This window comes from Spiroplasma endosymbiont of Dilophus febrilis, from assembly GCF_964030685.1.
GTDB lineage: Bacteria > Bacillota_I > Bacilli_A > Mycoplasmatales > Nriv7 > Nriv7.
The window spans coordinates 89734-103963 of sequence record NZ_OZ034912.1; the positions used below are offsets into that span (position 1 = coordinate 89734).

The 14230-nt window shown below is 25.1% G+C and carries 20 protein-coding genes and 1 tRNA gene; 18 read left to right on the top strand and 3 right to left on the bottom strand.

Features of this window, described 5'->3' with window-relative positions; all coding sequences use genetic code 4:
• Nucleotides 1–205 precede the first annotated feature (205 nt).
• From AAHF53_RS00400 to AAHF53_RS00410, 3 genes are all read left to right on the top strand, one after another.
• On the top strand, nt 206–1441 hold the full coding sequence (locus AAHF53_RS00400) for a hypothetical protein (RefSeq protein WP_342189838.1): 1236 nt from the start codon (nt 206–208) through the stop codon (nt 1439–1441).
• A 214-nt stretch (nt 1442–1655) separates the two neighbouring features.
• Nucleotides 1656–2399 carry a hypothetical protein gene (locus tag AAHF53_RS00405; RefSeq protein ID WP_342189839.1) on the top strand — a complete coding sequence of 248 codons (744 nt, stop codon included), beginning with the start codon at nt 1656–1658 and terminating at the stop codon, nt 2397–2399.
• 46 nt (nt 2400–2445) lie between these two features.
• Complete coding sequence (locus AAHF53_RS00410) at nt 2446–2970, top strand: hypothetical protein (RefSeq protein WP_342189840.1); 525 nt, start codon at nt 2446–2448, stop codon at nt 2968–2970.
• A gap of 299 nt (nt 2971–3269) precedes the next feature.
• On the opposite strand, the gene AAHF53_RS00415 is transcribed toward AAHF53_RS00410, so the two are convergent.
• Both AAHF53_RS00415 and AAHF53_RS00420 read right to left on the bottom strand, forming a co-directional pair.
• Nucleotides 3270–3578 carry a hypothetical protein gene (locus AAHF53_RS00415; protein ID WP_342189841.1) on the bottom strand — a complete coding sequence of 103 codons (309 nt, stop codon included), beginning with the start codon at nt 3576–3578 and terminating at the stop codon, nt 3270–3272.
• 194 nt (nt 3579–3772) lie between these two features.
• On the bottom strand, nt 3773–4249 hold the full coding sequence (locus AAHF53_RS00420) for a hypothetical protein (RefSeq protein WP_342189810.1): 477 nt from the start codon (nt 4247–4249) through the stop codon (nt 3773–3775).
• A 247-nt stretch (nt 4250–4496) separates the two neighbouring features.
• Here AAHF53_RS00420 and AAHF53_RS00425 point away from each other — a divergent pair, with 247 nt between their 5' ends.
• From AAHF53_RS00425 to AAHF53_RS00495, 15 genes are all read left to right on the top strand, one after another.
• Nucleotides 4497–5480, top strand: a complete 984-nt coding sequence (locus tag AAHF53_RS00425; protein WP_342189842.1) for an Mbov_0401 family ICE element transposase-like protein — start codon at nt 4497–4499, stop codon at nt 5478–5480.
• Nucleotides 5443–5880: a hypothetical protein gene (locus tag AAHF53_RS00430; RefSeq protein ID WP_342189843.1), complete on the top strand. Its 438-nt coding sequence runs from the start codon at nt 5443–5445 to the stop codon at nt 5878–5880. Before AAHF53_RS00425 ends, AAHF53_RS00430 begins: the two co-directional genes overlap by 38 nt.
• 241 nt (nt 5881–6121) lie before the next feature.
• A tRNA-Arg gene (locus AAHF53_RS00435) sits at nt 6122–6198 on the top strand.
• 31 nt (nt 6199–6229) lie between these two features.
• Nucleotides 6230–6982 carry a DUF3196 family protein gene (locus AAHF53_RS00440; RefSeq protein WP_342189844.1) on the top strand — a complete coding sequence of 251 codons (753 nt, stop codon included), beginning with the start codon at nt 6230–6232 and terminating at the stop codon, nt 6980–6982.
• 533 nt (nt 6983–7515) lie between these two features.
• Nucleotides 7516–7842: a hypothetical protein gene (locus AAHF53_RS00445; RefSeq protein WP_338967683.1), complete on the top strand. Its 327-nt coding sequence runs from the start codon at nt 7516–7518 to the stop codon at nt 7840–7842.
• A 2-nt stretch (nt 7843–7844) separates the two neighbouring features.
• Nucleotides 7845–8066: a hypothetical protein gene (locus AAHF53_RS00450; protein WP_342189410.1), complete on the top strand. Its 222-nt coding sequence runs from the start codon at nt 7845–7847 to the stop codon at nt 8064–8066.
• On the top strand, nt 8066–8227 hold the full coding sequence (locus AAHF53_RS00455) for a hypothetical protein (protein WP_339023857.1): 162 nt from the start codon (nt 8066–8068) through the stop codon (nt 8225–8227). The genes AAHF53_RS00450 and AAHF53_RS00455 overlap by 1 nt, the downstream gene beginning before the upstream one ends.
• Nucleotides 8228–8230: 3 nt before the next feature.
• The gene (locus AAHF53_RS00460; protein WP_338967679.1) at nt 8231–8461 is read left to right on the top strand and encodes a hypothetical protein; all 231 of its coding nucleotides are present in this window, start codon (nt 8231–8233) and stop codon (nt 8459–8461) included.
• Between the two features lie 164 nt (nt 8462–8625).
• A complete protein-coding gene (locus AAHF53_RS00465) occupies nt 8626–8868 on the top strand; it encodes a hypothetical protein (RefSeq protein WP_338967677.1) in 243 nt (80 codons plus the stop codon).
• Nucleotides 8869–8892: 24 nt separating this feature from the next.
• Nucleotides 8893–9876, top strand: a complete 984-nt coding sequence (locus tag AAHF53_RS00470) for a hypothetical protein (protein WP_338967675.1) — start codon at nt 8893–8895, stop codon at nt 9874–9876.
• A gap of 6 nt (nt 9877–9882) precedes the next feature.
• Nucleotides 9883–10167 (top strand): hypothetical protein, encoded by a 285-nt coding sequence (locus AAHF53_RS00475; protein WP_338967674.1) that lies wholly within the window; start codon nt 9883–9885, stop codon nt 10165–10167.
• Nucleotides 10168–10169: 2 nt separating this feature from the next.
• Complete coding sequence (locus AAHF53_RS00480) at nt 10170–10418, top strand: hypothetical protein (protein ID WP_338968622.1); 249 nt, start codon at nt 10170–10172, stop codon at nt 10416–10418.
• Nucleotides 10419–10505: 87 nt separating this feature from the next.
• On the top strand, nt 10506–11063 hold the full coding sequence (locus tag AAHF53_RS00485; protein WP_338967670.1) for a hypothetical protein: 558 nt from the start codon (nt 10506–10508) through the stop codon (nt 11061–11063).
• The gene (locus AAHF53_RS00490) at nt 11029–11382 is read left to right on the top strand and encodes a hypothetical protein (RefSeq protein ID WP_338967669.1); all 354 of its coding nucleotides are present in this window, start codon (nt 11029–11031) and stop codon (nt 11380–11382) included. Before AAHF53_RS00485 ends, AAHF53_RS00490 begins: the two co-directional genes overlap by 35 nt.
• Before the next feature lie 265 nt (nt 11383–11647).
• Nucleotides 11648–12961, top strand: a complete 1314-nt coding sequence (locus tag AAHF53_RS00495) for a hypothetical protein (protein WP_342189845.1) — start codon at nt 11648–11650, stop codon at nt 12959–12961.
• A 392-nt stretch (nt 12962–13353) separates the two neighbouring features.
• Here the strand turns inward: AAHF53_RS00495 and AAHF53_RS00500 are convergent, their stop codons facing one another.
• A complete protein-coding gene (locus tag AAHF53_RS00500; protein ID WP_342189846.1) occupies nt 13354–14016 on the bottom strand; it encodes a hypothetical protein in 663 nt (220 codons plus the stop codon).
• Nucleotides 14017–14230: the final 214 nt, after the last annotated feature.

Consider the following 14230-nt stretch of genomic DNA (forward strand, 5'->3'; position numbering starts at 1 on the left):
TTTCATTTTTAAAATTGGAAATTAATGATTTGAAGTTATTATATGAAAAATTTTAATTATTAATTTCACTTATGAGATACTAGGATATTTAGATATATGCATTACAATAGTGGTAATTATAAACTGTGGTATTGAGTGACTTATTAAAAAAATTAAAGAAAAAAGAACAATGAAAAATAAAATATTTTAAAAAGGAGTGATAAAAATGTTTATGAAAATATTTACCGTGCTAACTATTAGTTTGAATAACATTTTTACCATTCCCCAAAACATTAACAATGATGAAATAACAACACAATCACTAATTAGAACTAAAAGACAAAATAATAAAATTTATAATTTTGAAATCAAAAACTTACAAAAGGTGAGGTTTCATTTTGGCGATCGCGAAACTTGGCCAACAACTAGACTTATAGAAGTTAACATAAAGAAAGAAGATAATATCAATCTAAATGAAAAATTACCAGAATTTAAAAACTTAAACGATTTTACTTTCAAATTTATACAATCAGAATTCTCTAATAATAAAAATAAACAAGATGAAATAAGACAATTAATAACTACATACGGAACCAAAGTAGGAAAGAAAGAATGAGTAATCAATAAAAAAATAACAATCAAAGCACAAGGCACAAATTTAAATGACTACAAACAAGATGATAATACAACAGATTATAGTTTAATATGTACAAATGATTTTGAAATTGAAATTAAAAAAGATAGCACCGATATTGATTTACCAGAAACAACTATTAACTTTGACGGTAATCACAAATACAGCGATGTTATTGATAACCTTGATTATTTAATGATTCACCGCGGTGATTTTGATAAATTTAATTACTCTTATCTTTATTGAACACCAGTATTTAATTTCATTAATACTTTAGAAAAAGAGTATTACAAAGAATTTACCATTAAAAATCACGGTTTTAAAAACGAAAGCTATTTTTATCACAAAACTTCTAGTAGTAAAGATGAAATTAATACAAATATTTTGAAAATTAAAGCTTTTAATAAAACCTTAATTGCGGGTAATAACTATTTACAATTATTACACAGTGAAAGTGAAATCTGAAAATATGACACTGCAAACGATAACGATTATTACTTAATTAAGTATCTTTTTGGTACCTTAAATTATCTTAATGTTAAATTTAGTTTTTTGAGATACGATCCTGAATTAAAAAATGACATTTACCTTTATTTTAAAAACAACATTCCTAGTATTAACAACAGCGAGTACAAAAATGTTTTTGACGAAATCTATGAAATTCTTGGCAATTTCTTTTCCAGTTTATTTTATGCGACTTTTGATATGGACGAAAAAACTCATACCGAAATTGATTTTAAAGGCGTAGATAATTATAACAAGAACTATTTTATTCAAATTGGATTTTTTTATCGCTGGTCGCGTTTAGTTTTCTTAGGTATTTTTTAAAAAAGAAAAAATAGTCATTTACTATAAATTATTTCAATATGCAAATTAAGTATATATTTCTTATGTATGATTTTTGTTGTAAAAAATTATTTTAATGTTGTTTTTATAAGCATTTTACTTAGTTTTTATAACCTTTTATTAAGAATATGTTTGTTAATATTAAATATTTTGTTTTATTAATTATTTTTCAAGTAAAAAGGTAATAAATTTTTAGTTGCTTTTCTTTCAAAATTATTCAAATCTTTACCCACCTAACAAAACTTTATGCGCCCTTTATCGCTCGTTAATTACTTTTTATCCCAAAAAATACTTAATAAATATTATAGGAGACTCAGAATTATTACTAAGAAGTTATTTTTTTACTTTTGATAAAAAAACGCACCAAGAAAATTTTAATGCTATTAAAAATAATAATAGTATCTATCAAATTGAATTTAATGTTCTTAAATCTTACGACAATAAACTGATTACCTTGCCAACCAGTAAGACTGCTAACAGCATTAATTACTTCAATACGGACATTGATATTCGCTATGGCATTAATATTTTTACCTTAACTTTTCCTTTGTACCATAAAACAAATACCTCTAATTATAATTTTAAAATTTATGACTTTAATGTCCTTAATTCCACAGCGTTTATACCTGATGGTTCAACCAACTCGGAATGAGATGACATAATCCCGCCAGCAAATTGTAAATATTCTGGACGATGAATACCTACTTTTAATGACATTGGCTGTGCCATTCAAAATGCTGGTATCAAAATGATTAATTGAATGCTAACGGCCTCACAAATCATTACCATTTTACGACCATTAGCAATCATTGCAAAAGCAACAGTTAACTTTTCAACCGCAATTTTCCCGGTTTTTAAAACAGTACCAGCTTTTTACTATACCTTTCAATTTTTAATCGGTTTTGCCATCTTTCTAATGATATTAAGAATTTTTGTATAATATATATATATATATATTGAAAAAATAAAATAAAGGAGTTAATTTTATGAAATTTTTAAATATAACCGCTGTTTTAGGATTAATAACACTACCAATAATCGGCTGTTCCAAAAAAACAAATGAACCAGTAAAACAAAAAAATAAAGATAGTAATAAAGATGTTAATAAAATTTATAATTTTGAAATCAAAAACTTACAAAAGGTGAGGTTTCATTTTGGCGATCGCGAAACTTGGCCAACAACCAGACTTATAGAAGTTAACATAAAGAAAGAAGATAATATCAATCTAAATGAAAAATTACCAGAATTTAAAAAGTTAAACGATTTTACTTTCAAATTTATACAATCAGAATTCTCTAATAATAAAAATAAACAAGATGAAATAAGACAATTAATAACTACATACGGAACCAAAGTAGGAAAGAAAGAATGAGTAATCAATAAAAAAATAACAATCAAAGCACAAGGCACAAATTTAAATGACTACAAACAAGATGATAATACAACAGATTATAGTTTAATATGTACAAATGATTTTGAAATTGAAAATGAAAATCTCCCTAATAACTAAATTTAAAAACCGTTAAAATCATTACCAAGAAAGGCAGTTTTCTATAGTGACAATACTCTTAAACAACTTTTTCATTTTTTTATTTTGTCAAAATAGAAAAGCAGTATTTAAATTTAAATACTGCTTTAATAAAAATATTTTTAATCTTAATTTAAATTAGATAATTAACAAATATATTAAAATTAAAAATCGGGTTATTTCTACATAACACATATAAGAAATATTCTTCTCTTTTAATTAAAAATGGAAATAAATTATTGATTTATTTCCATAAATGTTTTTCTTTTTTTTTTAAATATTTAATTCGCTACTGCTGTTTCTATAAAATTACCATTAGATGCTCAACATGTAATTATTATACTATAATTACCTTTACCATTAGCAATAGAACCATTAATAAAAGTTGTTTTTATTGTTTCTCAATTATTTCAAATGCATTTAGCAAGAGCGGGTAGATAAGTATCTTTATTATTTTCAACCCTATGATCTTTTCAAATGCCAGTATACATTTCCACATCAAAAAGAGCTTTAAATTCATCAAAAGTATTAGCACATTCATAATGTCTTCTTATATCATTAAATACAGCAGGACTAAAAGTTGCTATCATTTTATTTCATGTTGAACCTCAATCATATTGTATATCTAATCGACTGGGATGAACTCTTCTTTTTGTTCTATTTAATTTTGTATGTTCTTTTTTTGATAAGGGGCTGCGGCAATGACCATCGGCATTGCTGTTCCTGTAATTGTCATAATACTTAATAAACTTAAAAGTTTTTTCATTTCGTTATTTCCTTTCAATTACAATTCATCTTTTTCACTATCATTACTAGAATTATATGATGATTCAGATGATGAACATTCTTGTAAATTTGGATTAACTCTAAAATATACATATGTTGATCCAAAATAATCATCTTCTCATTCATCTCTTATTCATATTGATGCATAAGAACTTGATTCAATCTTAATTTTTATTCTCTCAATCACAGAAAAAGGAATATTTCCATTATTGCAATGTATAGCTCTTCTAATTGTCTCTATATTTAAATCCTTAATTTCACCTAAATTAGTATAAGAAACAAGATTTCTAAGATTCCTTTTTTGATTTGCTCTTTTATTTCTACTTAAATTTTCTAAATTATTTGTTTGTTGATAATTAATTTCGTTATTTACTATTTTATTTTCTGGTATTTTTGCTGGGGCATTCGCCAAGATTATTGGTGTCATGCTTGATAGGCTCGTAATTGTTGTTAACATAGCGAGTAATTTTTTCATATTAATCAAATCCTTTTCGTAAATTTTATTAATTAATAAAATTTACAACACCCTTTCCTTTCTCCAAAAATTAATCTACAGTCTCTTTGCTTTGGAATTTAATTATACAGCATTAAATAAGAATTTATATTATTTTTTCAGAATATTGAATACTAATTCTAGAAAAACATTTATCTTTAAAAAAGAAAAATAAGTTAACTAAATTTAACTTTGTTAAAATTACTCTACCAAGAAAGGCTATTTTTTTATGTTAGAAATTAATAATAATGTAAAAACCGTAGAAAACAGGCATTGATTCGGTTTATTCGCAACCCATAAAAATATGTACACCAACAAATGTGAACAACTAGCTAATGAATATGAAAAATTAGATGAATACTTATATTTATATCATTTTCGCTTAAAACAAGGTTATAAAGTAGTTCATTTTGCACCAAGAACAATTATTACAATTTTTGGTGATGTTACTTTTAAACGACGCCGATATAAATATTGAAATCAAAAATCAGGTAAATTTGAATATGTATGTTTGTTAGATAAAGAAATTGGCTTATTGCCTAAACAACGCATTTATTTTGATGTCCAATTTAAAGTTTTAAGTCTTTTGGGAGATGGTAAACGGTATCGTGATGTTTTAGATGCTCTAAATCATTGTTATATTTCAAAAGCTAGTATTTCAAATATTTTAAATAAATACGATATTGCCGAATATTTTCAACTAGCAGAAAAAGAAACTAAAACTAGAATTGATGTCAAAAATAAGGATTTATATATTCAACTAGATGAGACATTTTTAGCAACATTAGATAATAAAGTTAAACAAGACCAAAGAATTCGTTTAGTTACTTTTCATACCGGACATAAAGAAAAAAATTACAAAAACGCTCGTAGAGAATTAGAAAACAAACGAGGTCATTTTCTAATGTTAAAAGTTGGTAAACGAATAAATACGATGGATTATCGTGATTTATTAATTAAAGAAGTACAAAAAAATTATGTAAATATTAATTATGACAGAGTAATTGTTTGTGGTGATGGTGATTCTTGAATTAGAGAAATTGCCAACAGTTTTGGTAATGTTAGATATATTTTAGATGGTTATCACGCTATTAAAAAATTAAAACAAACCGTATTTAATATTATTTTTGAAAATCGCAAAGTAACACTAAATAGTTGAATTAAATTATATAAGGATGGAAAATCATCAAGAATTAATCAAAAACATTCGTAATTTTGCTAAAAATGAATTAAATAAAGATATTAAAACAAATTTAAGAAAGGCGAGTAATTATTTCAGTAATAATAAGCAAGGTATTCATCATCAAAATTTAGAATGAAATATCGGTTGTAGCATTGAAAGTGATGTATCGCATTTAGTAAAACAACAATTAGGCTATGGGGCAAAAATATATAATCATAAGAATTTAAATAATCTATTACATTTAAGAATGGCAAATTTAAACAACTTAAATGTATTACATTACATTAATGAAAATATTAATTCAGAAATAGAAATCAGAAAAGAAATATATAAAAATTCATTATGAAATAAATATAATAATAAAAATGATGATAGTTGAATTAATTATAAAGGTAATGCTGTAACAAATAAATATAATAGATTTAAGTAAGTAAAAATATAAAATTAATATATATTAGTGAAAATTTAATAATATTAATAATTTTTAGTGTGTAAAAATTCAATAATATGGTAAAATAATCGTGAATAAAAATGACAATAACAAGAAAGGCGGGGTTAGTTTAGTAATTAAATAATATAATTAGCTGATTGTTTTACTTCTTCGAAGCAATACCTAAGAAAACTAAACGCGACCCTAATAATGTTATTATTTTTTATGTAGTATAAAATATGCCCATGTAGCTCAGTTGGATAGAGCATGCGCCTTCTAAGCGCAGGGTCAAGAGTTCAAGTCTCTTCATGGGCGCCATTTAAAATAAAAATGTTGGTGAATAATTTTAATGAATAATAAATATTATAGTTTTTTTATTAAGGAAATTGAACAGTTAATTGCTAATGAAAACTATGAGCAAGCAAAAGTTAAGTTAAAAATTGAATTAGATTTACCTTATATACCAAAAAAATATGAACAACAAATTATTAAATTTTATGATGAAATTCAACAGTTAACAAAAGAAAAACCAAATATTAAGCAATGAGATTTAGAGACAATTAAAGAAATTATTAATAATCCTTTTGATGAGGAAATTCATTTAGTAGCATTTAATTTTTTAGAACAGCAAAATGCTAGGAAAATATTATCAACATTACGAGATTATTTAAAAAATTCTTTGTTTAAAAATGAAAATAAAACGCATTTGTTAATAGCTTTAAAGAGACAAGATATTGATGGGGTGTTTATTGTTCAAAAAACACATGGTCAGTATTTTGTTAATCCGATATTGATTTCTGAATTTCATCTTGATGAATGTACTAAAAAAGTTAAAACTATTTTAAGTAATTTTGTTTATAATGATAATCCTAGTTTAGAACAGGTTTGTTGATACTTATGAGAAAATTATTGATATAGTCAGTATCCTAATTTGCCATTAATGGCGGATCTTTCTGCGGTAGTTAGTGCTATTATTTATAAAGCACAAATTATGCAAGGTGATGATGAATGTAAGTTAGAACAGATTTGTCAAAATTTAAAGACTGATGTTGTTCTTACCCAAAGATTTTTATTACAAATTGAGAAAGAACAAATTTTTTAAGATTTTATTGTTGAGATATTTGCTAAGGACGCATAAAGTTTTCTTAGGTAGGAAAATATTTGAATAAGTATTAAGGCAGTCAGTAATGATTGTCTTTTTATTTTATAAGGTGTTAAAAATTTGTTCTTTGAAAATTAAATACAAGTGAATTAATAATGTTGGTATGTATTAAAGCACGATAAATTGTGGGTGGTCGCCATAACCAAAAGAAGTTTACCAGTTAATAGATAACACCCTATTAGCTATAGCAATTTGTTTCGTTTTGCAATAAAAAAATGAATGGGTGGATTTCCTAAAAATATACACGCTATTAAATTAGTTCCAAGGGTAGGATGCGGATGTTAAAGTGTAGAAATTTCTAAATAGGGGTATGCTAAGTTTAAAATTATTAAAATATTTATCTAATTAAAAAAACAAAATTTAATAACAAAGCTTGTTAAACACTTAAATCTGCGATATATAAGTGTTTAAAAAACTAAGTTAGTTAACTTAGTTAATATAACTTAGTTTATCTATAAGAAAGGTAATTTATTATGAAAAACATTGAAAACATTTTCTTAAATACTAAAAAATATCTCTTAAAAGAAACGCAAAACGCAATGCTTATTAAAGCACCAAAAATACCGTGATTTAATGAACAAATCGGCATTTGGTTTCCAAAACGATTTGTTTATAAAGGAAAATACGAAAATTCAATTTGTATTGGAATAATAAAAGATAGTAAATATCAAGTAATCTCAATTAATCAAAAAGAAAAAGAAACCAAATTAATTAAGGGACAAGAATTATTAGGCTTCTTCATTGCCGAAAAAGAAAACAACAAAAAAGATATAAATTATAACTATTTTAAAGGAGATTAAAAATGAATATTGCGATTGGAATAATATTTATTATCATTTGCATAATGCTATTGGCATATTTTGCTTATAAAATTTATGCCAAAATAAAAATGCGAATTAAATATAAAAATGCCATTAAAAATAATACTGGTAATTTTACAAAAGACGAAAAAGTATTTATTGCCCGCTTTGAAGAATGAGTTAAAGCTCCTAATTCAAAAGAAAATAATGAGAATAAAAAATAATGTTTTGAAAAATTATTATGGAATTTTTAGAACTGTTTGTTCCGATAGAAAAAATGCCTGCACAAGTTGCTTTTATTGCCGGATTAATTATTATCATTACTTTTCTTTTCGCGTTAATTTCAATTATGTATTTACCAATAAAAATGATTTTTGGGAGATAAAAAATGACAGTAAATTTAAAAGAATTTAATTGAGAACAAATTAAACAAACTTTCTGAGATTTATTTATTCAAATTACAACTATTCCCGCTCATATTAGTGGTGGTAAAGAAATTGATTTAACCCAAGAAACACTTTGACTTTTAATAGCAAACATTGCTTTTTGATTATTAACAGCGATTATGGTGTGATTTATTCTAATGCTACTTTGGAAAACCATATCAGTATTTAGATAGAGACAAAAGTAATGTCGCGGAGTTACATTGTGATGCATTCACAAAGAAATTCAAAATTAATTAGGAAAAAATACAATCATGTTAAGGTTAACCGCGGTTTTAACAAATTTAAGAAAAACTTTAAATATAAATGTGAATGTTTTAAAAAGAAAGGGGGTGATTATATGATTGGAACTTTCTTGGCCGATACACCAGCAGTAACAAAAATAACAGCTAGTGACGCGATGACCAAATTGTGAAATGCGATTATAACAGCGTTTACTAAAATGTGAGAAATTATTGCTGTTAATATGCCACAAGTCGGTAACTTCTTTGCTGACTACTGAATCTTCATTTTTCCATTTATTTTGGCAATATTCTTTATTTGCTTTAAAATGTTTGAAAAACTACTTGGAGCAGTACGCTAATAAAAAAATAAAGTGAGGTGCAAGATGAAATTTTGCAAATGAATAATAGAAAAAAATAACCATTTTATTGAATTAAATCGCACCTCATTTTTAATTTTATGACATTGGGGAGCAATTTGATATATTTACAACGGTTATTTTAAAAACATTGTAAGCTATTTATTTTTAGCAGGTTGTATTTTAATTTTTCTTTTTAAAATAAGTAATTTAACACAAATTAACAAAGTTATTAATTTCTTAAAAAACTCACCATTAAATATTGTGATTGGTTCATTAGGAACTGGAAAAACCGCTTTTCTAGCGTACGCATCAAAATTACTAAAAAAGAAAAAATATCACATCGCCTCAACATTTCCATTACTAAAAACCCAAAAATTAAGTTTAGGACATATGGGATTATTAGACTTTGATTATCCGGTATTGCCAGACAAAACATTACTGCTATGAGATGAAACCAATTTATTTTTAGAAGGAACCGATTGAGAAAAAAATAATACCAAAAACGAAGAAACCGGTATTCAAGAATATTTCGCTCTGGCACGCCATTTTGGTCATATTGTGCTTGCTAGCGGTCAAAGAGATAAACATATTTGAGTTAAAGTTCGTGATATTGCCAATAATGTGATTGTGGGAATTCGTAAAAAACCAGTTAATATTTTTCGCCCCTACTTAAAAGTCATCTATGGTACCTTTACGAGCATTGAAGAATATGAACGCTGACGAAACACCTTAATTGATGCAAAAAATAGCAAAAAAGGTCGCCGTATTAAATATCGTGATATTCCTGAACTTGATATTTATTTTTTTAAATTAAAAATTCCTTTACCAATACTTAACACTTACAATTCTTTTTACCTAGCGTTTTTAAGAGATTACTTAAATTCAAAAGTAAATCCTGACTATGAAGACAAATACTATAATGACACAGCAATTGATTTAGAAGACTTAGAATACTTAAAAATGGATAAATTTAGCAAATTTTTAAGAAAAATGAAAGAAAAGGAATAATAAAAAATGGAAAATCTCGCAAAAATGGCCGACTTTCTCGCCCAAATGCTTTATAAAGTTTTTGATTTAATTTGAAGTCTTGAAGTGCCGGGAACAAATATTCAACTAATATTTCCTTTATTCTTAACACTGGCTGTAGAATTTCTTATGGCAATTATTCTTGGATTTGGTAGTCAACAAGTTAATTTAGAAAAACAACGCCAATATGCTGTTAAAAATAAGGGGCGTTTAAGTGTGTGAGGAAAAGCTAAAAAACAAATAAAACCAATAAAAACAAAACAAGGTAACTAAAAATGTTTAAACTAATTATTATTTTTATCTTAATAACTGTGCTTGGGTTATTAGCTGGTAGTCATTTTGAAACTTTAACGAACTATATTAGCGAAGGTCTTGCTAATTTCCAAAAATTTATTACCAGCAATTTAACAATTTTAGAACTGTTTAAACCAATGGCACGAACATTTTCGCAACACCCAATTTTTACTATTCTTGGCGTCACTTGTGTACTTGTTGCTTTATTTATTGTGATTAAAGGTAGGTAAAAAATGAAGAAATGAACTAAAAAACAAGAATTAAAAAAATAGAGAATGACAAATTAGAAAGACAAAGAAAGGAATTAATAGTTAATTATGTTAAATTCTAATTTATTAAATAAAATTAATGTTAATGATGAATGATATACACAGGAATATGCTGTTAAACCAATTTTAGAATTTTTAAAACCTAATAGTACTATTTTATGCCCTTTTGATAAAATTGATAGTAAATTTGTATGTGTTTTAGAAAGAAATGGGCATAAAGTTTGGAATAGTCATATTGATGATGGAATTGATTTCTTTAATTACATTAAAAGTGATGTGGATAGATATGATTATATTATTTCTAACCCTCCGTTTAGTAAAAGAAAGCAAGTAATAGAACATTTATTTAATTTGGGCAAACCGTTTGCGATGTTAATACCATTAGTAAGTATTGCATTAAAACCAATTAGAGAAAAAATAGATCAGTGTGAGTTATTAGTTTTTGATAAAAGAATAAAATTTATTACTTATAATGGTATAGTTTGCAAAAATCCACCAAGTGAAACTGCTTATATTTGTCATAATGTTTTGCCTAAGCAAATTGTTTGTAGAAAATTAAAGGAGTTTAAAAATGAAAGAAAAAATGCCATTAAAATTAAGAATTAAAAATTCTTTTAAAAAGCAGTGGTTAAAAATAGTGTTAAGTATCATTTTTATCTTTATAAGCTTATTAATTTGTGCATTAACAGTAAGCGATGCTAAATGAATAACTGGAACAAGTGACGAATTTAATAATTTTATGAGTGAAGAAATGGTTAAATTCTTTGGCAAGTTCAATAGTGGTATTATGCTCGCAGGAATATTTGTTTTTTGATGAGGCGGAGCAATATATTTTGCACTTAAATTTGAAAAATTAATTCGCTTGATTGTTCAGAAAATTAAAGCAAAAAGAGCCTTGAAAAATGAAATCAAACAAACTCATTAATTCTTTAAAAAAATATTGATGAATAATACTTAATTACATTATATTCATATCTTTAAATATAGTTTTATTATTACATACAGATATTGAAAATTTGCAACAATTTATTAAAAATTTTGGAGCAATTGGTAAGTTAATGATTATAGGTTATTCATTAGTATGAGTAACCATAACAGAAATAGCAAACTGCTTAATTCGTTTTATATTAAAAAAGATTAAAGCTAAAAGAATAATGAAAAATAAAATATTTTAAAAAGGAGCGATAAAAATGTTTATGAAAATATTTACCGTGTTAATTATTAGTTTCAATAACATTTTTACCATTCCACAAAACATTAATAATGACAAATCAACAGCACAATCACTAATTAGAAGTAAAAGGCAAAATAATGAATCATACGAATTAAACTTAAAAAAATCAAAATTAACACTTAAATCATCAAAAGATGATAACAGCAAGTGAAATCAAAAATGAGAAATAAAAGTTAATGTAGAAAATGAATTTATTCCCAAAAACTTGCCTCCACGAATGAAACTTAATGATTGAGAATTTTATGTTGACAAAAATGACAAGATCACACTGCCAATATTAAAATCATTAGAATATGATTTAAATTGAGAAAAAAACAGTGAACCAAGATATTGAGAAAATAAAGATTTTTTATCATATCAAAATAAAAAATTAAAAAACATAAAAATGAAAGTACAAGAATGAGATAAAAATGAAAGATATGCCAAATGAAAAATATTAGAATTTAACGCACAATCAGAAATTAAACTCTCGACTGATATTGATTTACCAGAAAAAACCACCAAATTTGATGGCAACTATAACTATAACGATGTTGTTGATAATCTTGATTACTTAATGATTCACCGTGGTGATTTTGATAAATTTAATTACTCGTATCTCTATTGAACGCCCGTATTTAATTTCATTGACACCCTAGAAAAAGGTTATTACAAAGAATTTACGATTAAAAATTATGGCTTTAAAAACGAGAGCTATTTTTATCATAAAACTTCTAGTGATAAAAATGTAGTAAATGAGAATGTTTTGAAAATTAAGGCATTTAACAAAACTCTAATTGCTGGAAATAAGTATTTACAATTGCTACACGGTGAAAATGAAATCTGAAAATATGGCACTACGAATTCTAACGATTATTACCTAATTAAATATCTTTTTGGTACCTTAAATTACCTCAATGTTAGATTTAGTTTTCTACGCTATGACCCCGATTTAAAAAATGATATTTACCTATATTTTAAAAACAACATTCCTAGTATTAACAATAGCGATTACAAAAATGTTTTTAACGAAATCTATGAAATTCTTGGCAATTTCTTTGCTAGTTTATTTTATGCGACTTTTGATATGGACGAAAAAACTCATACCGAAATTGATTTTAAGGGTGTAGAAAACTATAAGAAGGATTACTTTATTCAAATCGGTTTCTTTTATCGTTCATTAATTACCTTTTATCCCAAAAAATACTTAGTAAATATTATAGGAAACTCAGAATTATTACTAAGAAGTTATTTCTTTAGGTCGCGTTTAGTTTTCTTAGGTATTTTTTAAAAAAGAAAAAATAGTCATTTACTATAAATTATTTCAATATGCAAATTAAGTATATATTTCTTATGTATGATTTTTGTTGTAAAAAATTATTTTAATGTTGTTTTTATAAGCATTTTACTTAGTTTTTATAACCTTTTATTAAGAATATGTTTGTTAATATTAAATATTTTGTTTTATTAATTATTTTTCAAGTAAAAAGGTAATAAATTTTTAGTTGCTTTTCTTTCAAAATTATTCAAATCTTTACCCACCTAACAAAACTTTATGCGCCCCATTTTTATCTTTGTATTTATCTAACATTTGTGCTTCACCTAGGAAATAATATTATCAAAATAGTAGATAAAATTAAAGGTTATGTACCAAGTCTAATATATATATATATATATATATAATTATACAAAAATTCTTAATATCATTAGAAAAATGGCAAAACCGATTAAAAATTGAAAGGTATAGTAAAAAGCTGGTACCGTTTTAAAAACTGGAAAAATGGCGGTTGAAAAGTTAACTGTTGCTTTTGCAATAATTGCTAACGGTCGCAAAATCGTGATGATTTGTGAAGCTGTGAGTATTCAGTTTATCATTTTGATACCAGCATTTTGAATGGCACAACCAATATCATTAAAGGTTGGTATTCATCGTCCAGAATATTTGCAATTTGCTGGTGGAATTAAATCGTCTCATTCACTGTTATTTGAGCCATCAGGGATAAAGGCTGTTGAATTTAATACATTAAAGTCATAAATTTTAAAATTGTAGTTAGAGATATTCCCTTTGTGATAAAGTGGAAAAGTTAAGGTAAAAATGTTAATACCATAGCGAATATCAATATCGGTATTTAGATAATTAATACTGTTAGCGGTTTTGTTGGTTGGCAAGGCAATGAGTTTATTATCATAAGATTTAAGGACATTAAAATCAATTTGATAAATGCTATTGGTGTTGTTAATAGCATTGTAATTATCTTGGTGCATTTTTTTGTCAAAAGTAAAGAAATGGGTGCATAAAGTTTTGTTAGGTGGGTAAAGATTTGAATAATTTTGAAAGAAAAGCAACTAAAAATTTATTACCTTTTTACTTGAAAAATAATTAATAAAACAAAATATTTAATATTAACAAACATATTCTTAATAAAAGGTTATAAAAACTAAGTAAAATGCTTATAAAAACAACATTAAAATAATTTTTTACAACAAAAATCATACATAAGAAATATATACTTAATTTGCATATTGAAATAATTTATAGTAAATGACTATTTTTTCTTTT